Below are 17,927 nucleotides of genomic sequence, written 5' to 3' on the forward strand. Positions count from 1 at the left end.
TTCTCGAATCACTCGTGTCGTCGAGCACGACCTGCCAGGACACCAGCGCACAGGAACGCGACGATACCGGCCACCGGCACAACGATAAGCCCCACCCGCAGCGACGTTGCGTCGGCGAGCAGCCCGACGAGGGGCGGAGCCGAGAGGAAGCCGAGGCGCATGAGCCACGACACCAGGGTGATCGCCGTACCCGGCTTGAAGCCGGGCAGCTCGTCCGCCGTGTGCAGCGCGGCTGGCACCAGCGTGGCGATCCCGAAGCCCGCAGCGGCGAAACCGGCGATGGTCCCCGGCACGCTCGGGAACAGCAGTGCCGTCCCCATTCCGACCGCCGTGACCAGACCGCCGACCTGCGCGACCCGACGCTCGCCGAAGCGATCGACGAGTCGATCGCCGAGCATCCGCCCGACGAACTGCGCACCGACGAGGGCGATGAACCCGAACGCGGCGAGCGCCTCGGGCGCGGCCAGCGAACCGGAGAGGTAGAGGGCCGCCCACGTGCTCCCGGAGTCCTCGACGACCGAGCCTGCGACGGTGAGGAGGACGAGCGCGAGCAGCACGACGTACTTGGCCGCACCACCCCGCGACACGGTGCCTTGCTTGACGATCCTGATTCCAGCGGTCGAGACCTCGACGTCGTCGTGCTCCGGGCCAGGAATCATCCACCGGTAAGCGAGCAGCGCAACGCACGAGAACAGCGCGCCGCTGACACCGAGATGCAACGGCAGCGGAACCTGCAACGCCACCGCGGCCGCACCCATGAGGCCGCCGAGGACGGCGCCGATCGACCAGATCGCGTGGAACCCGTTAATGATGGAACGCCCGAACCGTCGTTGCACGCGCAGGCCGTGCGAGTTCTGGGCGACGTCGGTGAGCGCATCCGCGGCGCCGCCCAGGGCGAACGCCGAGGCGAGCAGCAAACCGTTTGGTGCGAAGCTCGCGGCAAAGAGGGCGAGGCTCGTGACGATTGTCCCCGCGACCGCGAGGCGCGACGACCAGAAGCGACGGATCAGGACCGCTGCGGCCAGACCCGCGAGCAACGCACCGCTCGGGTATGCGGCGACGACGAGCCCAAACTCGGCATTGCTGAGCCCCAGCTCGGCCTTGAGACCCGGATAGCGAGGCAGCAGGTTCGCGAAGAGCGCACCGTTGGTCAGGAACATGGCCGCGACGGCGATGCGCGCGCGCCGGTCAGCCTGGGTGGTCACTCCCCGACCGCGATGTCATGGTGCGTGCTGAGCATGGAGCAATCCAAGCACACGCCCGCGCCTGGGCTCAGCGCCGCGACTGCATGGCGAGGAGGAAGACCAGGTAGGCGCCGCCGACGACGATCGTCACGACGCCGACCGGGACCGCGCCGCCGAGCACATGCTGCGCGATGAGGTCTGCCGTCAGGAGCAGCGCCGCTCCGAGCACCGCGGATGAAAGGAGCGGGACGCCCGGACCGCGCTCGAGCCGGAGGGCCAGCTGCGGCGCCGAGAGGGCGATGAAGGCGATGGGCCCCGACGCCGCGGTCACGACGGCGGTGAGCATGACGCCGACGATCAGGACCGCGAAGCGCGTCGGCTCGACGCGCACGCCGTGGCTCCTCGCCGTCTCGTCGCCGAGCTCCAGCTGACGCAGTGGGCCGGCCAGCGCCGCCACGGCCGGGATGAGGAGCACCAAGATGACGGCGGCGGGCAGCAGTTGCGACCATTGGGCGAGCGCGAGCGACCCCGCGCCCCAGATGGATGCGGTCATGGCCACCTCGGTCTGCGCACGCAGGAGCATCCACGTGTTGAGCGCGTGCAGGAAAGCCGTGACCCCGATGCCAACGACAATCAGGCGGAAGCTGCTGACGCCGCCGCGTCGGGCGAGCGCGTAGACGAGGATTGCCGTAAGGAGACCGCCCGCCAGGGCGCCCAGCGCCGTTCCGACGAACGTGCCCGCGCCCGCGATGATGACGATGACGGCGCCGGTGTAGGCGCCGGTCGAGAAGCCGATGACATCCGGGGAGCCGAGCGGGTTCCTGGTGAGCGACTGGAACATTGCGCCGGAGGCGGCGAGGGCCGCGCCGAACACGAGCGCGGCGACGACCCTCGGCGCGCGCCACTCGAGGACAACCGTGGTCGCGAAGCTGCCGTCCGGGGCGAAGATCGCTTCCAGCACCTCGATCGGCGTCAGCGGATACTTGCCGAGGCCGAGCGCCACGACGGCAAGGGTGAGGGCCACTGCGGCGAGGACCACTGTCACGATGAGCGAACGTCGCCTCGTCGCTCCTCGGGCCGCTCCCGCTGGTCCGACCGGCCTGGTCGGTTGTTGCGTCGCGGCGACCGGCCGGATGTGCTCTCGGGCGCTCACAGTCCGCTCACCTTCCTCCGGCGCGCGAGTGCGACAAGAACCGGGGCGCCGATGAAGGCAGTCACGATGCCAACGGGTAGCTCACCGGGGCGCAGGGCCACCCGACCGAGCACGTCGGCGATCAGCACGAGCGACGGGCCGAGCAGAACACTGAGTCCCATGATCCATCGCTGGTCCTGTCCGACCATCGCGCGCGCGAGGTGCGGCACCATGAGGCCCACGAACGCGATCGGGCCCGCGATCGCCGTCGCTCCCCCGGCGAGGAGGGTGATGGCGACAATCGAGAGGACCCGAGTGCGTGCGACCGACGAGCCGAGCGAATGCGCGAGGTCGTCGCCGAGGGCGAGGGCGTTCAGCGACCGCCCGAGCGCCAGTGCCAGGACGATTCCCGCGACGACGAACGGTGCAACCGGCAGGGTCGTCGCGAGTGTTCGCAGCTGGAACGAACCGGACTCCCAGACAAGCAGCGCGTTGAAGCGCTCCGGGTCACTAAATCTGATGGCCGCGATGACGCCGCTGAGCACCGCACCGAACGCCATTCCCGCAAGCGTCAACCTGAGCGGATTCGGCCCTCCCCGACCGCTGCCGAGTGCGTACACCAGGACGGTCGTCGCCGCAGCGCCGGCGAAGGCGAACCAGACGTAGCCAAGCGGGTCGGTCACGCCCAGGAGGGCGACCGCGAGCGCCACAGCGAACGACGAGCCGGAGGTCACGCCGAGGATCCCCGGGTCGGCGAGCGGGTTCCTTGTCACCGACTGGATGATGGCGCCCGCCACTGCGAGACCAGCCCCCACAAGCAGGCCGATCAGCGTGCGGGTGACCCTGAGATCGACGATGGCGGTGCGCGTGGCCTGATCAACGTCTCCGCCCGTGATGGCAGACCAGACCTGTTCGAGGGGGACCTCGCGGGACCCGATTGCGATGCTGGCCGCGCAGCTGAGCGCGAGGAGGACCACGGAGATCAGAAGCATCGCACTGCGACGACCGACAGAGACACGCCTCGCGGTGCCTGCGCTGGAGCGCACTGCACGAGCGGGTGCCTCGCGGTTCACTTCTGTCGTCACGACAAGCCAGTTTAGGCTAACCTACATCGACTGCCGTTCACCGAGACAGAAGGTCTTTATGAAACACCTCGCCAAGGGCCTCGCCCTCGCTTCCGCCGCCGCACTCTTGCTGACCGGATGCTCAGCGACCTCCGACAACACCGCCGGAGAGACCTCCGCACCTGCGCCCGCCGCAGACGGGGCATTTCCCGCGGTCGTGGACACCAAGTTCGGCGAGGTCACGATCGACGAGGCGCCGACCCGGATCGTCGCACTCGGCTGGGGCGACGCGGAGACGGCGCTCGCACTCGGCGTTCAGCCCGTGGGCGCCTCCGACTGGCTGGCTTTCGGCGGCGAGGGCGTCGGCCCCTGGGCCGCGGGCCTCTACGAGACCGCCCCGGTGATCATCGCGACGATGGAACCCGACTTCGAAGCGATCGCCGCGCTCGAGCCCGACCTCATCCTCGACACGAAGAGCTCCGGCGACCAGGATCGCTACGATCGACTCTCTTCCATCACGACGACGGTGGGTGTTCCGGAGGGTGGCGACAGCTACCTGACCTCGACGGAACAGCAGATGGAGCTCATCTCGACGGCGCTCGGCGTGCCCGAGAAGGGCGATGAGTTGCTCGCCGAGGTCGACGCGGCCTTCACGGCCGTGGCTGACGCGAACCCGGGCTGGGCAGGCAAGACCGCGACGGCAGCCACCAAGACCTCGGAAGGCTGGGGAGCCTACGTTGACGGCAGCGAGCGTGTGGCGTTCCTCGAGAACCTCGGGTTCACGCAGAGCCCCAAGATCGCGGAGCTTCCCGTTGCGGAGACCGGATTCTCGGCCACCGTGTCGAACGAGCAGCTCGATCTGCTCGACGCGGACCTGATCGTCGCGTTCCCGATCTTCATCGACGCCGCAGCCATCACCGACGACGCGCAGTGGAAGCAGATCCCAGCTGTCGCCGACGGTCGCGCAGTTGTGATCGACGGTGACGTCGCGTCGGCGTACTCGCTTGGCACCACCCTGGCCGTGCAGTACGCGATCGACCAGGTGGCCCCGCAGATCGAGACGGCCCTCGCAGGGAAGTAGCACCGAGAACCACCATCCGAAGTCGAGACGGCGCCCGCCCACCAACCGGTGGCGGGCGTCGTTCGCGTCGAGGCTAGGCTCCGCCGCCCGTATCCCTGCCGGTCGCCGCAAGCGAGGCGAACCATTGGCCGGTCCAGGTCACCCCCGCCTCCAATGGCCCTCGGCGCTGCCACCAGAAGAAGAACGCGCCGATCACCAGCGCGCCGGCGACGTGGATGAGCCAGATCGCGGCGCTCGAGACGAGCCAGAACAGCTCGGGCTGCTCAGCGAGCTGCCCGCCGCTCACGAGAGCCGTGTAGGTGGAGCCAGCGATGATCACGTGCAGGGCGTAGATGGTGAGCGGCGTGGCGCCTGCACCGAGCGCGGGGCCGAGCACGCGATGCATGCGCGCACTGAGGTGGAGGCAGAGCGCGAGGCAGAGGCCGATGGTGATGAGCGACGTACCCGCAGTAATCGCGAGGTCAAACGTGGTGCCGGAATGCGGTGCCGGGGAGGCCAGGAACCAGCTGCTCTCGGTTGGTGTCGTACCGAACGCCGTCGAGTAGAAGAGGTCAGCGGCCCGGTCTCCGGCTCCGGTGGACGCGCTGATCGAGCTCAGTCCGCCGAAGGGACCCGCGAGGAGGAGGCTGACCCCGAGGGCCACGAGCGCCAGGATCGCGCCGACGCCCGCGAGGCCGAAGCTCAGACGGAGCATCGATCCGCGTTGCCGCGCGACGAGCAGCATCCGCCCGACCACGACGCCCACGATGGCATAGACAACCCAGGTGAGGACGGGGTAGGTGCCCGTCACAAGGAGCCCGCGGAGGAGCTCGAGTGGATGCGCGAGGTCGACCCAGCTCGGCGTGCCGAGCTCGCTGACCACGTTGAGCGGCGCTCGCAGGAGCATCGACAGGAACGGCCAGAGCCCCGCCCAGGCCGTGGCGACCATGAGCAGGGACAGATTCGAGAGCCGCAGCAACGGCACAAGCAGCCAGAAGACGAGGCCGTAGTAGACGAGGATCACCGCGATCGGGCCCGGCACGAGCCCCAACGTCATCCCGATGACGATGAGCGCGAGTCCGCGACCGAACACGTTGAGTGCCGCAGCCCCGAACGCCTTGCGCTCGCGCTGGTGTCTCGTGGTGAGCACGACGCCGATGCCGGCGAGTACGGCGAAGAGCGCCGCTGCCTTGCCGCCGAGGAAAGCGGCCAGGTCCGGTGTTGAGCCGTCGGCGTTGGTGACCCAGACGTGCGTCGCCATCATGCCGATGAGCGCGAGGAACCTCGCGAGGTCGAGCCCCGTGATCCGTCCTGCACGTGGCGAGCCCTCACGGCCCCGACGCTCGCCGCGCTGCGGGGAGGGACCGGGACTTCCGGGCATGCTGGGCGAGCTCACGCCACCACGCTACCGGCACCGCGGCGCGAGGCGCACGTCGGCCGCACGTCGGCCGCGGGCACTGTCTCAGGCGCGGAGGATCTTCTCCATCGCTTTGCCCTTGGCGAGCTCATCGACGAGCTTGTCGAGGTAGCGGATCTCACGCATCAACGGTTCCTCGATCTCTTCGACGCGGACGCCACAGACGACGCCTTTGATGAGCGCACGGTTGGGCTGCATCAGCGGGGCCTGCGCGAAGAACGTCTCGAAGTCGATGCGGTGCTCGATCGCCTGGTCGAACTGCTCGCCGCTGTAGCCGGTCAGCCAGCGGATGATCGCGTCGACCTCCGCTTGCGTGCGTCCCTTGCGCTCGGCCTTCGCGACGTAGTGCGGGTACACATCCGCGAACGCCGTCCCGTAGATGCGATGCCCGGCCATCTCAACTCCTCTGTCTCACGCGAAGACTACCGATGTCGCGCTCGCGCGTGCAGTGCCGCAGACGAGAAGAGCCCGGCCGATCGGCCGGGCTCTTCGTGCAGTGGACCTAAGGAGATTCGAACTCCTGACCTCCTCGATGCGAACGAGGCGCGCTACCAACTGCGCCATAGGCCCTGACAGAGAGAAACTGTAGCACCAGCCCCGGAAACAAGCCAAACCCGGAACCCTCGGCGCGCCCCGACACGTGAACAGGGCTTGCCCACCACTCCCCTAGTGGGCAGTTTGTGGGCAAACCCTGGTCAAGTGGGCACGGAGCGTTGCTCACGGGTACTCGTCGAGCAGTTCGTCCTCCGGTTCCATGAGCTTGCAAGCGATGTACCCGCGCTTGTCCAGCTCATCCCAGTCGGGGTGCGCTCGGTCGTAGTAGAACTTCGTCAGTTCCGGGTCCACGTCCGGATACTGCTCGGCCAGCCATTCGGCTTTCGCGTCCGTGAGTATCCAGTTCCGCCCGAACAGGGCGTCCGTGTCGCCCCACTCTTCCCCGTCGATGTGGTGGGCGTGAGCGTGAGCGAGGATCTGCCGTTCCATGGGAGTCATGACGGGAGGGTAAGGGTGACCACCGACAAACCGACTGCCTGGTGATGTAGTGCGAAGTTGCACAAGGTTGTGCAGTGTTGGGGTACGTTGGGGACGAGAAAACTCGCGCCCATTGGCGTACCCGAAACCGGGAAGCTCGACGCTCACCAGAGCGTTGTAAACACCAGAGCAGGAGAACAGGAAGGCGGATGACCGATGACTCTAGCCATGACCGAGATGTTGAATCTGTTCCCCGAGCCAATGCGGATGACACCGACGAGCGCCACCTTCCAGATCGACTCAGCGAAGAGGCTGCGGAACCTGCGCCGCGAGCTGGAACGGACGACTCCCTCGCCGCGAAAGACGGAGAGCCTCCGGAGCGATCGAGTGGAGCTGAAGACGACCCAGTCGTCGCGGAACTCGTAGACGAAGTTGATGCCGTAAAGACGTTGCTCCTGGCCATGCGCCAGGAGCGGTTCTCTGGAATGCTCCCCCACCCGGAACATTGGGGTCAGTACGACGAGGACACTCGCGAACGCATCCTGCGCATGTCCGAGGCGTACACAACGGACGAGTCTGCCCGACGGGACCGAACTACTGACGCCGAGATCGCCGAGGCACCGAAGGGGCGCAGGAACGCACTGTGGCTCGTGAGCGCATGCCTAGTAGGCGCGATGGTTTCGATACTGGTCAACCCTGGCGGCATGGGTGTGGCTGGCGCGGCTGTTTTCATCGCACTGCCTGTCGCGAACATGGTTAGGGACTTCATTCAGGGGCGCAACGGGAAGTCGGCCCCTCCGGAAGTGGAGTCCTAGGCGCTAGAGCTCCGCTGCTCGCGCCTCTCCCGTCGCTGCCGTCCCCGCTGCTCGGCTTGCCGTTCCAGCCGGTGCACGACCTGCGGCATCTCCATGACAGCGTCAGCGGTGCGCATCACCCCGCTGATGGCGACGTAGTAAGCGGTGGCCGTCATCCCGAAGCGTTCCCGGATGGCGTGCGTCTTGGCCGTGTTCTGTCTGGGGTTGGCGTCCTCGAAGTCGAGCAACGCTCTTTCGTGGTCGGTGAGCATGACGGGATGGTCGCACGGGCCACCGACATTCTGCGGTGATTGTCGGCGGCTCGTGTCACACTCCCCCGCATGAGCACCACCCTGAATGATCCCGTGGATGTTGAGTGGGCGGAGGGTCGCCCGACCGTGTTCTGGTGGCAGCGGTTCCCGTACGTGGTGGTGGGTGGGGAGCCGTTCTACCGGCGCGTGCAGGGACGATGGTGGGCCGGTGAGGGGGACGTGAACAGGTTGGACGCGGAGCACTGGCGAGTCACCGCACAGAAGGACGATGGGCCGGAGAAGTTGTACGACCTCCGCAAAGACCCCGACGGCTGGAAGCTGGTGCTGTCCTGGGATGATTGACGCATGAAGCTCATCGCCGTCATCCGCCCGAAAACCTCCGAGTCGTTCACCGTGGAAGCCGAGTCCTACGAAGCCGCACGCCTCGAAGCAGAGTCGCGCGTGCCCGACGGGTACGAACTCGTCAGCGTCCGCGCCGACAAGTCATGACCGACGACCTCGACTGGCCGCGCTGCCCGAAGTGCCTGGTACTGCTCACCGTGAGCAACCCCATGCGGTGCCCGGAATGCGGGCTCGTGGTCCTGTAGAGACACGAAAAGCGCCCCCGGTCCTGCCGAAGCAGAACCGGGGGCGCGATGCGTTGGAGGGGTCAGTCGCCGACGTTGCGGCTCGTGATCGTGACGATGGAGGTCAGGACAGAAGCGACCGTCGCGAGGCCCACGGTGCCGAGCAGCGGGAGCCACGCGACATCGAGGATGCCCGTCAGGCCCGTCACGGTGACGCCTGCGAGGGCTGTCTGTGCGGCCGTCTTGATGGCTCGCTCTCCCGCGTATTGGACGAACGCGAGAGTGAAGATGTTCGTCGGCGGCGTGGTCGGTACGACCTGCACGTAGGCGGTGCCGATCTGCACGCCCTCTTCGTCGTTGTTCTGGGGAGCTACATGGCTCATGGGTTCTCCTTCATGTGTTTGATCCACCCCGGCGGGATGGTGTCGCCGACGAGGGCGATCTCTGAGGTGGTGAGGTCGAGTTCTGGGGTGGTGCGGAGCATCGCGGCAAGCGTCGCGAAGATGCGCTGGAACACCGCCGACTTCTGCTTGTCGCGCTCCTCGAGCCCCTTGATGGCCTTGTCTTGCTCCGCGGAGTGCTTCTTGAGTTGATCGATCTCCGACCACGCGCCTTCGAGCTGTTCCTTCACTCGCGCGTCGATGCGGGCGTCGAGTGCGGTCTTCGCGTCGGTCTTCGTTTTCCCCCGCGTGGCCCACACGGTGGCTAGCACGCCGAGCACGCCGATGACGGCGACACCGAGCGTAATGAACCCTGGGTCGATGTTTGCGGCGTCGGCGGCGACGATCATGCGCTCTCCTCGTCTCGTCGTTCCTTGATCTCCTCACCGAGGAGGGAGAGGCGGAAGAACGGCAGAGGCATGCCGAGCACGAGAATGAACACCACGAACAGAGCTTCCGGTTGCGGGTTCGTTCGGAACGCGATGATCGTCAACGCGTACGCGGCGAGGAGCATGAGCAGCACGAGCTTCCCGGCGATCTCGACCCGCCACAGGGACGGGAACGCGACCCCCGCGAAGCACACCGCCGCCGCGACCGCGAGGAGCGCCCCCAGCAGGTCGATCACGTCCGGGTGGAAGAGGCGGTGCAGGATCGGCGACCCAAACACGATCGCCCACAAGCCCGCGCCGAACGCGGCCGCGTCATACAGGGGCAGCCACACGCGCTTCAGTGACCGGAATTTGAACTCTTCGATGGGCAGCGCGTCCGGATGCCACACGGAGGCGCGCCACAGGCGACGCCACATGGCGGTCAGGCCTTGGCGTTCTTGCCCTGGACGCCCTCGGAAGCGTGCGCGATGACATCCCAGGGGAGCTTGATGGACTCCTCGAACCCGGGGCCCTTGAGTCCGAGCTGCGCGAATATGGACAGCCACGCTGAGACCTGAGCCGTCTCGGTGAGGTGCACCGCCCCGCGGTCGGAGGTCATGATGAACGTGCGCTTCTGCTGTCCAGGGGCGGGGGTGTTGGTCTGAGCTACGAGGAACATGCGAATGGCCTCCTTGAGGCTGTTGTCGGGTGCTGGGGGTGCGGGCGTCGCCGGGGTGACGACTCCCTGGACGAACTTGATCCACGGGGCGAGATCGACCGCGGACGGGACAGCGCCGAGAGGCTCGCAGTGCCAGCTCTCGGACGGGACGTTGAAGACGAGACCCACGAGGGCGCATCCCTCGGCGCGGAGGCGCATGTCGCGCGCGGTCGGCGCGTTGGAGTCCCATGCGCGGCCTCGGTTGTGGGCGGAAGCGTTCGAGCCGTCCGGGCGCGGGATGATCGCGGAGGGTGTTTCCCCGCGGTCCATGCGCCCAACCTGGAACCACTGCGTACTCATGCCGAGTGAGGTCTGACTCGCACGAGTCACGAACCGGTCGGGGCGTTCCGAGCCGGTTGGCCGGAAGCCCTCGCTGTGGCGGACCGAGCCACCCTCGCTGTCGACGTACCAGACGGCGACCGCCACGCGGGCAGCCATGTCGAGCTCGAACAGAGCCGACGTGTCCTTCGCCTTGACGCCGTTCTCTACGTGCTCGCCACAGCCCCAGACGCGGTACATCGGCTTGCCGCCGACGATTTCGAGGCCCATCAGATGAGCCCCGTGGCGATGAACCGCTTGATGCTTGGCCCGGACTCGGCCTTGTCGGGCTGCCCCACGTCGTTCGACGCGCCCACGAGGCGGCGTCGCCATGCGGCGACCATGTTCGCGAGGTCCACGCCGTACTGACGCGCGCCGTTGTACGCGCGCCCCGCTTCGACGATGTCGCCCGAGCCGCGCAGGTGTCCGGCGAAGAGGTTCAGCCCGTACCGGATGTTGTCTTCGGCCTGCCAGAGCTTGTAGCCCTTGGCTTCCGCGTCGGGGAAGTAGCCCTTCCACGTGATCTGGGCCGGGCCGACCCCGTTCGAGATGGACCCCGACTGGTTGATGCGGCGGCGGAAGTCGCGGAAGTTGTCCTCGGTGACGAGGTTGTCGTGCGGCTTCCCGAGCGCGGCAGTGGAGAACACTCCGCCTCGGTCGTGGCCGTAGACGTTCCGCCCGTTCGATTCTTTCTGGATGATCGCCGCCGCGATCGCGACTTCGAGGCCCACCGCTACGGCTGCCCTCACGATCGCGTCAGCGTTGTGCACGCCTTGCGCGGCGATGATGTCGACGGCTCGGGCCATGTGGTGCCTCCTGGGTTGCATGAGAAAAGCCCCGCCGGGAGGCGAGGCTCGGTGACGGAGTTGGCCTGGGCTACATGCCGTAGAAGGCGCGGTCGTAGGCAGACAAGCCCCCGGTAGGGACCGGCCAGTCCGAGCGGGTGTCCTGGGTGCCGTTCGTGGTGATCGCGCCCGAGATGGTCGACCCGGAGACATGCAGCTTGGTCGCGGCGCCAAAGATGGTGATGGAAGCCGCGGTGGTGCCGACGACCCAGATGTGATCTGGGCTCGTCTCGTTGTAGGCATTCCAGCCCAGCGAATACAGGCCGACGCACATGATGTACGCCACCGTCTTCGCCGTGTTCTGCGCGATCGACCCGTGGATGTTCGTGCCTCCCACGAACCGGCAGCGGTAGAAGCACGTGTAGCCGTTGTCACCGCCGTCGGAGCCGAACGCCGACTGCGCAGCGGTCTGGTGGTCGAAGATCACGTCGACCCAGATGCTCGTGTGCTCGGTCGCGGAGTGCACCGGATACACCGTCACCGCCAGCGCCGACGTGGAGCGCACGATGCGCACGCCCTCGATGTAGCCCGCGTGCGCACCCTCGAACGTGCCGCGCTTCGCGTTGCTGTTGAGCTGCGTGATCGTGACCTTCGCCGACCCCTCGCCGTAGAGGTTGATCCAGTCGTGCAGATCGACCGTCTCGGCGTAGGAGCCTTCGCGGATGATGATGTCGATGCGGTCGTTGGGAGTGGCCTGCGTGCGGCCCTCGGCCGTCATCTTCGCCTGCTGAATCATCCGCCCTTCAGCGATCGCGGCGTTAATCGACGTGTGATCCGCGGCACCCGGCAGCGGGGCGACCGTGATGACCGCGAGGCGACGCCCTGAGGGCCGCATCGCGGTCACCGTCGCATCCAGCGCCGGTGGTAGCGATGGCACCACCACCGGCCGCAGCTTCGTGACGAGGATCATCGGGTTCACGTCGAAGACACCTCCACGCGTAGGTTGTCCATCGTGGCGTTGTTGATGATCGCCATGTTCATGCCGTACCAGGACAGATCAGCGCCGCCGGAGAAGTATCCGATGACCGTCGATCCGACCTTGACGACGCCGACGCGACGCGTCGGGAGGTAGTCGAAGGTGAACGTCCCCGACTCCGGGATTGCCGTCGTGAGCTGCACCGCAGACCACGTCGCGCCGCCACCGAACATCGACATACTGACCGACTTCACGCCCGCGTTGCTCTGTGTGAGCGAGATGAAGAAGTAGTTGTTGTTCGCCGCGTTGATGCCCTGGTAGGGGCTCACGGTGGCCCCGTAGGGCGGACTGATTGGGAGTGAGTAGTCGAACGTGACCCGCACGCGCTGCGTCACGGCTGAGCCGTTCGGCCACAGGGCGCTCGTCGAGGTGTTGTTCAGCCCCGTGCCGCTCGCCTTGTTCCCACGGATCACGGTGCCCGTACCAGACGGAGTTGCACCCCACGCCGTGCCTGTGTCCGGCGTGCGGCCCGCGAGGGCCGTTCCATCCGCGGCTGTGAACGTGTCGTACATCCGCGTTGTCCATGTCGGAGCAGCCGCCGTCGTCGCCGTCACGGCGCTGCCCGTCGCGACGTTCGAGGCGGCGTCTCGGGTCTGGTGCTTGAACACATACTCGGTGCCCGCGGTGAGGCTCGAGAGCTCGAACGACGCCGATGCCTGCCACGCCGACCACGTCGATCCGTTGTTCGTCGAGAATCGGTACGGGGACGCGTGCAGCACGACATCGTCGGTCGCGTTCGTCACTCGCAGCAGCCCGCTCGTGTCCATGAGCGTGGCCGCGAGCGCGCCCGGCGTGGGCGCGACGATGTCGCCAACGGCGGGGGCCGCTGCTTCGCGGAAGCGCCACCCGTCGAGGCTGTTGTGTCCCACCCACATGCCCGCGGCGAGGGAGAACCCCTCAACACGCATAGGCACTGTGAGTTGCAGGTTCGGCATCGCGCCGAGCACCCCGGTAAGCGTGACGACTCCGGTGCCAGAAATCACGTACGTTCGACCGGTAATGACCGCGATGGTGCGCGTTCCGCTCACCGTGATCGACTCGAGACCCGGTTCAGCATCCCGCTGCGGAATGCCAAGGTCCGCGACTCGGTTGCCGGGTGTGCCAGTCACGTTGAAGACGGGGGCAGCGCCGGCGGGGAGCATCGTGATGGTCCCCGCGTCGATTGTCCCGGGAGGGCCTTCGATGGGCGCGCCGACCGAAATCCAGCTCATACCTGACCACCTCTTGAATTGATACGACCACGGCTCACTCGAGTCGAGCCAAATGTTGCCCGTGTCAGGGGAAGCGGGGGCCGTTGGGCCGTTGTAGAACCGAAACACCGGTTCGCCCGTCATGTCCCCAGGAGACCCGCCACCAACCGCGGCCGTGAACCGGAGGGACGACTCGCCCCGTGGGGTTCCGTTCGCTTCCAACCAAGTGACGCCGATGATGTAGTCGGTCGGCGGGGAGCAATGGAGCGACGGGACGAGGCTCACCGTGTAGATACCGGTCGTGGAGTTAACCGTCAGCGGCTTGCGCGTCGCCGCGAGGAACTCACCGGCTGGACCGAACGCCTCGTTGACGGCCTGCACCCACGCCTGAGGGGTCAGCCCCGAGATGGGGGCGAGACCGAAGTCCGTGATCTTCCCGGAATAGATCGCCATCAGTCCTCCTGCGCGTCGAGCTGCGCCTGAATTTGCGCGTATCGGGTAGGCATCTGCTCGAACCACTCCTGCGTGAACTCGCGCGCGGCGACCGAGAACACGATGGGTTCCACCGGGATCGGGAGGCCCCCGTCGTCGACGATGCCTTCCACCTGGACCCGGATCGTGACCGGGCGAAACCTGCGGGCGGGAGCTTCGGGTGCGGGGGTCTGCTTGCTAGTCACTGGCGGCCTCCAAGGCTCGGTTGCGCATGAATGTGCGGGGGTTGAACGCCGTGCCGTGCACGAGCGTCAGGAAGCAGAGGTGCGCTTCGTCAGCGTTGCCGGTCGAGCCGACAGTGCCGATCGGCTGGCCGAGCTCCACGAACTGACCGTGCTCAACGGTGCGAGCGTCCAGGTGCAGGTAGCGGGTCTGGAACTTCTCGCTGTGACGAAGCCAGACCGCGTTCCCCTCCCCTTCGTCGTGGTCTCCTTCGTCTCGGACGAGAGTGACGACCCCGGAAGCAGCGGCGCACACGACAGCGCCGGCGGGCGCGTTCAAGTCGATGCCGTCGTGCTGCTCGAGGTCGAGCGACGAGAGAGGGAGACCCTCCGGCGCACCGAGCGGCGGACGCGGCCCAAACTCGCCCCTGGGCGGCACGATGACATCCGCCGGGTTGAACGGCCATTCGAATTTCATCAGGCGCTCCAAGGCTTCGTGATGACAGTGCGCGGGTTGACCGGCACCCCATCGATGTGGGTTTCGAAGTGCAAATGTGGGCCGGTTGAGTTGCCCGTGTTTCCGACGTAGCCGATGATCTGTTTGCGTGCGACGCCGTCACCCACGTTGAGTGACGAGGGCGCGTTCATGTGGGCGTAGAGCGTGCGCTTATTCCCGGAGTGCTGGATGACGAGGTAGTTGCCGAAACCGCCGCCGCTACCCTTCTCCACAACGGTGCCGTTACCAGCCGCAGGGATCGGCGTCCCCTCACCGACACCGATGCCGAAGTCCATGCCCTTGTGGTCAGTTGACCCGATACCACCAGGTGAGACGCGAGGCCCGAATTCGTCAGTGTTCGTTTCCGGATCGAATGGCCATTCCAAGTCGCCCATCGGACCACCCACCGACTGCGGCACCTGGACGACCGTGCCGCCAGATGTGACCGCAAGCCACTTCAGCCCTGAGACGGAACTCACATCCGACAACCCCGAAAAGTACACCGTCGATGACGCTTCGAGGGTCTGGAATGTTGCGTAGCTGGACTGGATACCGACAGAACCGATGGTGGTGGAGCGTCCGCCTGCGTTGACGGTGATCGTGTTGCTCGAGATCGTCACCCCGCCGGACACGATCGAGCCGTTGACGGTGAGCGTGCTCGACAGTGTCGCCGCTCCCGAAATAGCGAGCGAACTGTTGAAGCTCGCGCTGCCGGTCACCGTGATCGACCCGGCCACCGTGACCGCACCGTTCGTTCGGAACGTGTTGTTGACCGTGGTTGCGCCGGCGATGGTGAGGGTTCCGCCGAGCGTGGTATCGCCCGACGTGGTGAACGCCGACATGACGGTCATCGACCCGGTGATGGTGCTGTTGCCCGTGATGAACGTGTTGCCGTTCAGTCGGGTGACACCATTGAGCGTGAAATCGCCAGTGCCAGTGAGGGTGCCGGAGACTGTCGTGGGGCCACTCAGGTTGTTCGTGCCCGTCAGGTTGTTCGTTCCCGATGCCGTGAACGAGCCCTCGACGGACGCGGTGCCCTTGACTGTGAGCGTCGACCCGTCGAGCAGCTCGAGGAGCCCCGTGATCGAGATGACGCCCTGCGCGTCCATGCGACCGTCGAGCTTGATGCCACCTTCGCCCTCGACCCAGAGGCCTTCCGGGGAAGCGATACGGATCTGACCGTCAGTGACCGACGAATAGCCCATCGGGGCCTGCGTCTCCACCGTGTCCAAGCGAGTCTTGATCTCCTCGACAGGAGCTTGCGGGTCAGCGAGGTTGTCGATCAGCACCTAGACCTCCTGGAAGTCGAGCTTGAGGTCGAGGCCCATGTCGCCGGATACGCCGATCACGTACCCCGAGAACCATCGGTCCGGGAGGATCAGCGACCTGCTCCCCGGGTTCACGCGCACCGTCGTGCCCGGGAGGATCTCCGCAGCAGTCGGCCCGCGCATGCCGTTCCGGTCCGGCGCACCATCCGCGCGCAACGACACCTGGAACTGCGTCGTCGGGTACTTGTGGGCGAGTTCGTACGCGCGACCATGCGACGTGAGCAACCCCACATCGGAGACGTGCTTCATCGGAAGCACGTGGTCGAGAAGCCACCCCTTACCTGTCGGCGCGGACTCAGCCGCCCACCCCCGGCGCATGTCGATCTCCGAACCCTTGCCAGCAACATGCACACCAGTGACCTGACGCTTCGCGTCCTGCACGAACTTCAGATCCGAGGTGCCGTTGTCTGCGCCCGCGATGAACTCATACGAGCCACCAGTCAGGCGAGGACTCCCGCGGCGGTCTTCCCATTCGAGGCCCTGATCCGTGTCCCGCCACCGAGGGCGGATATGAATGTCGGGGCCGTTCTCCGCGTTCTGAATCTCAGCGAGGATCTGCTCGCCCGTCTGCTGCTCGTACGCCTTGATCTGACGCGAATACGAACCACTCACGGGCGTGTACGCCGTCCAGCGGACGTCCCAGCGAGGGCCGCGGTTCCCCGCCGCCTTGCGGATCACTTCGGACGCCGCAGTGCGCATGTCCTTATTCGTGATCGCCCAGTCGCCCGTCCCGAACCCACCCACCGGATGCGTCAAACGCGAGTTCAGGAGTGCGCGAACCTCGACGTGATGCACGGTGACAATGCCGGTCGCATCGTCGTTCTCACGACGCTGCACCAGACCCGCGTACACGGGCACGTCCTCCCAGCACACGACAACCGCCGGCAGCCAACCGTCCGGGTCCGTGAACTCCGACCATGTCGCCTTCACCTCAGCGCGCGCCGCGTCCCGCGAGAACCCCGCCCTCACGAGCACCTCGACCTCATCGAACAGCGAAAACGAGTGCGACCCCGAACCCACCCCGTTCATGAGCGTCTTCCACGACCCGTCAGCCGGGAACACCTCACGCAGCCGAACACCCGTCAGAGAGTTGCAGATCCAGAACCGCCACATGCAAACCCCCAGAAACGACGAAAGCCGCCCCGAAGGACGGCCCTAGAGTGAGCGCATGATCGATACGCGAGTGTTCTATTTCATGGTCCCGGCGAGCGGAGTCACCGACAACAGCTTCACGGGGCTAGTCGTTTTCCACGACGACCAGTTCATCCGTGAACACGGCGAAGGCTGGACCCCGGTGAGCCACGCCGTGACCCCCACGAACGAGGGGATCTTGCTGTCCGTGATGGCGAACCGGAAGATCAAGCCGCCCAAACTCTAAGAGTGGGCCAGCGAGCTCAACGACGCCGGACTCAGTAGCGGGGCCGGCGCATTCGGTGTGCCCAGACTCAAATGAACGTGTCACGAGTCACCACCGCCAGCCGTCCGGCGCCGATCTCCCCGTTCCGCTCCAACATCACCTGCAACACACGACCCGGCGGAACACCCCACCGGTCGCCCGAGTGGATCAACCCACCGGTCGGGACACCATTCAGCGTCGTCCTACCAGACGCCATATCCACAGCCACCGTCTGCCCCGACGCGATGCCATTCATGCGGAGATTCCCGAGCTGACGAGCACCATCGAACAACTTGAACTGGTAGCCAGCCATCGCCGCAGTCGCCGTCATCGAAACCACCGGGCGCGCCTCGAACGTTCCCCTGTTGAACACCTCGAGCAAACCGGGAGCGGCCTGCGTGAACGAACGCCTTTCGCCATACGAGCGCGGGTCGGAGCAGAAGAACTGGATCTGGTACTTCGCCGTCAATCCATCGACGCCGTCATCCCAGTCGGGGTCCGCCGCCAGCCCGCCCACGTACTCGCGCGTCGACCCGTCCGGCAGGTCTGCCCAGAAGGGCTCCTCGAACCCCTCCGCCATGCACGCCGCCAACTGGTCAGCCATGCGGAGACGCTCAGAGCTCGACGACGCGACAGCAACGCCGGGAAGCGTCACCACCCTTCCGTCGCGCCAACCACGAGCCGCGACCGCCCCGTGAGCGCCCTGACGGGGCTTCTTCTCGCGCGACAGCCCAGCAC

General features: G+C 66.6%; 24 protein-coding genes and 1 tRNA gene. 5 read left to right on the forward strand and 20 right to left on the reverse strand.

All coding sequences use genetic code 11. The features are described from left to right. Positions 1-8: 8 nt before the first annotated feature. From ACPYN9_RS00125 to ACPYN9_RS00135, 3 genes are all read right to left on the reverse strand, one after another. The gene (locus tag ACPYN9_RS00125) at positions 9-1,205 is read right to left on the reverse strand and encodes an MFS transporter (RefSeq protein WP_424462835.1); all 1,197 of its coding nucleotides are present in this window, start codon (positions 1,203-1,205) and stop codon (positions 9-11) included. A 67-nt stretch (positions 1,206-1,272) separates the two neighbouring features. Then, positions 1,273-2,337: a FecCD family ABC transporter permease gene (locus ACPYN9_RS00130; RefSeq protein WP_424462837.1), complete on the reverse strand. Its 1,065-nt coding sequence runs from the start codon at positions 2,335-2,337 to the stop codon at positions 1,273-1,275. Continuing rightward, positions 2,334-3,401 (reverse strand): FecCD family ABC transporter permease, encoded by a 1,068-nt coding sequence (locus ACPYN9_RS00135; protein ID WP_424462839.1) that lies wholly within the window; start codon positions 3,399-3,401, stop codon positions 2,334-2,336. Before ACPYN9_RS00135 ends, ACPYN9_RS00130 begins: the two co-directional genes overlap by 4 nt. A gap of 58 nt (positions 3,402-3,459) precedes the next feature. Here ACPYN9_RS00135 and ACPYN9_RS00140 point away from each other — a divergent pair, with 58 nt between their 5' ends. Continuing rightward, complete coding sequence (locus ACPYN9_RS00140) at positions 3,460-4,461, forward strand: iron-siderophore ABC transporter substrate-binding protein (protein ID WP_424462841.1); 1,002 nt, start codon at positions 3,460-3,462, stop codon at positions 4,459-4,461. A gap of 73 nt (positions 4,462-4,534) precedes the next feature. On the opposite strand, the gene ACPYN9_RS00145 is transcribed toward ACPYN9_RS00140, so the two are convergent. The 4 genes from ACPYN9_RS00145 to ACPYN9_RS00160 form a co-directional block, all read right to left on the reverse strand. Then, the gene (locus ACPYN9_RS00145) at positions 4,535-5,836 is read right to left on the reverse strand and encodes a heparan-alpha-glucosaminide N-acetyltransferase domain-containing protein (RefSeq protein ID WP_424462842.1); all 1,302 of its coding nucleotides are present in this window, start codon (positions 5,834-5,836) and stop codon (positions 4,535-4,537) included. A gap of 66 nt (positions 5,837-5,902) precedes the next feature. After that, complete coding sequence (locus tag ACPYN9_RS00150; protein ID WP_424462844.1) at positions 5,903-6,253, reverse strand: DUF2200 domain-containing protein; 351 nt, start codon at positions 6,251-6,253, stop codon at positions 5,903-5,905. A gap of 101 nt (positions 6,254-6,354) precedes the next feature. After that, positions 6,355-6,427 (reverse strand) — tRNA-Ala (locus ACPYN9_RS00155). 147 nt (positions 6,428-6,574) lie between these two features. After that, positions 6,575-6,850: a hypothetical protein gene (locus ACPYN9_RS00160; RefSeq protein WP_424462845.1), complete on the reverse strand. Its 276-nt coding sequence runs from the start codon at positions 6,848-6,850 to the stop codon at positions 6,575-6,577. Positions 6,851-7,038: 188 nt separating this feature from the next. Here ACPYN9_RS00160 and ACPYN9_RS00165 point away from each other — a divergent pair, with 188 nt between their 5' ends. Further along, a complete protein-coding gene (locus ACPYN9_RS00165) occupies positions 7,039-7,644 on the forward strand; it encodes a hypothetical protein (RefSeq protein ID WP_424462846.1) in 606 nt (201 codons plus the stop codon). On the opposite strand, the gene ACPYN9_RS00170 is transcribed toward ACPYN9_RS00165, so the two are convergent. Further along, entirely contained in the window at positions 7,641-7,895 is a 255-nt protein-coding gene (locus tag ACPYN9_RS00170) for a DUF3263 domain-containing protein (RefSeq protein ID WP_424462848.1), read from the reverse strand. The genes ACPYN9_RS00165 and ACPYN9_RS00170 overlap by 4 nt on opposite strands. A 69-nt stretch (positions 7,896-7,964) precedes the next feature. Here ACPYN9_RS00170 and ACPYN9_RS00175 point away from each other — a divergent pair, with 69 nt between their 5' ends. Continuing rightward, on the forward strand, positions 7,965-8,237 hold the full coding sequence (locus tag ACPYN9_RS00175) for a hypothetical protein (protein ID WP_424462850.1): 273 nt from the start codon (positions 7,965-7,967) through the stop codon (positions 8,235-8,237). A 3-nt stretch (positions 8,238-8,240) separates the two neighbouring features. Next, entirely contained in the window at positions 8,241-8,384 is a 144-nt protein-coding gene (locus ACPYN9_RS00180) for a hypothetical protein (RefSeq protein WP_424462852.1), read from the forward strand. A 160-nt stretch (positions 8,385-8,544) separates the two neighbouring features. On the opposite strand, the gene ACPYN9_RS00185 is transcribed toward ACPYN9_RS00180, so the two are convergent. The 11 genes from ACPYN9_RS00185 to ACPYN9_RS00235 all read right to left on the reverse strand — a co-directional run bounded on the left by ACPYN9_RS00185 (position 8,545) and on the right by ACPYN9_RS00235 (position 16,906). Next, positions 8,545-8,844 (reverse strand): holin, encoded by a 300-nt coding sequence (locus ACPYN9_RS00185; RefSeq protein ID WP_424462854.1) that lies wholly within the window; start codon positions 8,842-8,844, stop codon positions 8,545-8,547. Continuing rightward, a complete protein-coding gene (locus ACPYN9_RS00190) occupies positions 8,841-9,251 on the reverse strand; it encodes a hypothetical protein (RefSeq protein WP_424462856.1) in 411 nt (136 codons plus the stop codon). The genes ACPYN9_RS00185 and ACPYN9_RS00190 overlap by 4 nt, the downstream gene beginning before the upstream one ends. After that, on the reverse strand, positions 9,248-9,706 hold the full coding sequence (locus ACPYN9_RS00195; protein WP_424462858.1) for a hypothetical protein: 459 nt from the start codon (positions 9,704-9,706) through the stop codon (positions 9,248-9,250). The genes ACPYN9_RS00190 and ACPYN9_RS00195 overlap by 4 nt, the downstream gene beginning before the upstream one ends. A 5-nt stretch (positions 9,707-9,711) precedes the next feature. Then, positions 9,712-10,536 (reverse strand): hypothetical protein, encoded by an 825-nt coding sequence (locus ACPYN9_RS00200; protein ID WP_424462860.1) that lies wholly within the window; start codon positions 10,534-10,536, stop codon positions 9,712-9,714. After that, positions 10,536-11,111 (reverse strand): hypothetical protein, encoded by a 576-nt coding sequence (locus tag ACPYN9_RS00205; protein WP_424462862.1) that lies wholly within the window; start codon positions 11,109-11,111, stop codon positions 10,536-10,538. The genes ACPYN9_RS00200 and ACPYN9_RS00205 overlap by 1 nt, the downstream gene beginning before the upstream one ends. A gap of 70 nt (positions 11,112-11,181) precedes the next feature. Beyond that, positions 11,182-12,069 carry a hypothetical protein gene (locus ACPYN9_RS00210; RefSeq protein WP_424462864.1) on the reverse strand — a complete coding sequence of 296 codons (888 nt, stop codon included), beginning with the start codon at positions 12,067-12,069 and terminating at the stop codon, positions 11,182-11,184. Then, the gene (locus ACPYN9_RS00215) at positions 12,066-13,769 is read right to left on the reverse strand and encodes a hypothetical protein (protein WP_424462866.1); all 1,704 of its coding nucleotides are present in this window, start codon (positions 13,767-13,769) and stop codon (positions 12,066-12,068) included. Before ACPYN9_RS00215 ends, ACPYN9_RS00210 begins: the two co-directional genes overlap by 4 nt. Beyond that, positions 13,769-13,993 carry a hypothetical protein gene (locus ACPYN9_RS00220; RefSeq protein ID WP_424462868.1) on the reverse strand — a complete coding sequence of 75 codons (225 nt, stop codon included), beginning with the start codon at positions 13,991-13,993 and terminating at the stop codon, positions 13,769-13,771. The genes ACPYN9_RS00215 and ACPYN9_RS00220 overlap by 1 nt, the downstream gene beginning before the upstream one ends. Beyond that, entirely contained in the window at positions 13,986-14,447 is a 462-nt protein-coding gene (locus ACPYN9_RS00225; RefSeq protein WP_424462869.1) for a M23 family metallopeptidase, read from the reverse strand. The genes ACPYN9_RS00220 and ACPYN9_RS00225 overlap by 8 nt, the downstream gene beginning before the upstream one ends. Then, positions 14,447-15,754 (reverse strand): peptidoglycan DD-metalloendopeptidase family protein, encoded by a 1,308-nt coding sequence (locus ACPYN9_RS00230; RefSeq protein WP_424462871.1) that lies wholly within the window; start codon positions 15,752-15,754, stop codon positions 14,447-14,449. The genes ACPYN9_RS00225 and ACPYN9_RS00230 overlap by 1 nt, the downstream gene beginning before the upstream one ends. Further along, positions 15,755-16,906, reverse strand: coding sequence for a hypothetical protein (locus ACPYN9_RS00235; RefSeq protein ID WP_424462873.1), 1,152 nt, complete (start codon positions 16,904-16,906; stop codon positions 15,755-15,757). It abuts the gene before it with no gap. A 55-nt stretch (positions 16,907-16,961) separates the two neighbouring features. On the opposite strand from ACPYN9_RS00235, the gene ACPYN9_RS00240 reads away from it, so the two are divergent. Beyond that, positions 16,962-17,171: a hypothetical protein gene (locus ACPYN9_RS00240; protein WP_424462875.1), complete on the forward strand. Its 210-nt coding sequence runs from the start codon at positions 16,962-16,964 to the stop codon at positions 17,169-17,171. Positions 17,172-17,238: 67 nt separating this feature from the next. On the opposite strand, the gene ACPYN9_RS00245 is transcribed toward ACPYN9_RS00240, so the two are convergent. Next, the gene (locus ACPYN9_RS00245) at positions 17,239-17,793 is read right to left on the reverse strand and encodes a hypothetical protein (RefSeq protein WP_424462877.1); all 555 of its coding nucleotides are present in this window, start codon (positions 17,791-17,793) and stop codon (positions 17,239-17,241) included. Positions 17,794-17,927 lie beyond the last annotated feature (134 nt).

The sequence above is a fragment of the Pseudoclavibacter helvolus genome, assembly GCF_049707175.1.
GTDB classification, from domain to species: domain Bacteria; phylum Actinomycetota; class Actinomycetes; order Actinomycetales; family Microbacteriaceae; genus Pseudoclavibacter; species Pseudoclavibacter helvolus_A.

Coding starts and splice junctions, on each gene's coding strand:
- ACPYN9_RS00140 (WP_424462841.1), top strand. CDS start 3,460: ATGAAACACCTCGCCAAGGGCCTCGCCCTCGCTTCCGCCGCCGCACTC.
- ACPYN9_RS00150 (WP_424462844.1), bottom strand. CDS start 6,253: ATGGCCGGGCATCGCATCTACGGGACGGCGTTCGCGGATGTGTACCCG.
- ACPYN9_RS00160 (WP_424462845.1), bottom strand. CDS start 6,850: ATGACTCCCATGGAACGGCAGATCCTCGCTCACGCTCACGCCCACCAC.
- ACPYN9_RS00165 (WP_424462846.1), top strand. CDS start 7,039: ATGACCGATGACTCTAGCCATGACCGAGATGTTGAATCTGTTCCCCGA.
- ACPYN9_RS00170 (WP_424462848.1), bottom strand. CDS start 7,895: ATGCTCACCGACCACGAAAGAGCGTTGCTCGACTTCGAGGACGCCAAC.
- ACPYN9_RS00175 (WP_424462850.1), top strand. CDS start 7,965: ATGAGCACCACCCTGAATGATCCCGTGGATGTTGAGTGGGCGGAGGGT.
- ACPYN9_RS00180 (WP_424462852.1), top strand. CDS start 8,241: ATGAAGCTCATCGCCGTCATCCGCCCGAAAACCTCCGAGTCGTTCACC.
- ACPYN9_RS00185 (WP_424462854.1), bottom strand. CDS start 8,844: ATGAGCCATGTAGCTCCCCAGAACAACGACGAAGAGGGCGTGCAGATC.
- ACPYN9_RS00190 (WP_424462856.1), bottom strand. CDS start 9,251: ATGATCGTCGCCGCCGACGCCGCAAACATCGACCCAGGGTTCATTACG.
- ACPYN9_RS00195 (WP_424462858.1), bottom strand. CDS start 9,706: ATGTGGCGTCGCCTGTGGCGCGCCTCCGTGTGGCATCCGGACGCGCTG.
- ACPYN9_RS00200 (WP_424462860.1), bottom strand. CDS start 10,536: ATGGGCCTCGAAATCGTCGGCGGCAAGCCGATGTACCGCGTCTGGGGC.
- ACPYN9_RS00205 (WP_424462862.1), bottom strand. CDS start 11,111: ATGGCCCGAGCCGTCGACATCATCGCCGCGCAAGGCGTGCACAACGCT.
- ACPYN9_RS00215 (WP_424462866.1), bottom strand. CDS start 13,769: ATGGCGATCTATTCCGGGAAGATCACGGACTTCGGTCTCGCCCCCATC.
- ACPYN9_RS00225 (WP_424462869.1), bottom strand. CDS start 14,447: ATGAAATTCGAATGGCCGTTCAACCCGGCGGATGTCATCGTGCCGCCC.
- ACPYN9_RS00235 (WP_424462873.1), bottom strand. CDS start 16,906: ATGTGGCGGTTCTGGATCTGCAACTCTCTGACGGGTGTTCGGCTGCGT.
- ACPYN9_RS00240 (WP_424462875.1), top strand. CDS start 16,962: ATGATCGATACGCGAGTGTTCTATTTCATGGTCCCGGCGAGCGGAGTC.
- ACPYN9_RS00245 (WP_424462877.1), bottom strand. CDS start 17,793: ATGGCTGACCAGTTGGCGGCGTGCATGGCGGAGGGGTTCGAGGAGCCC.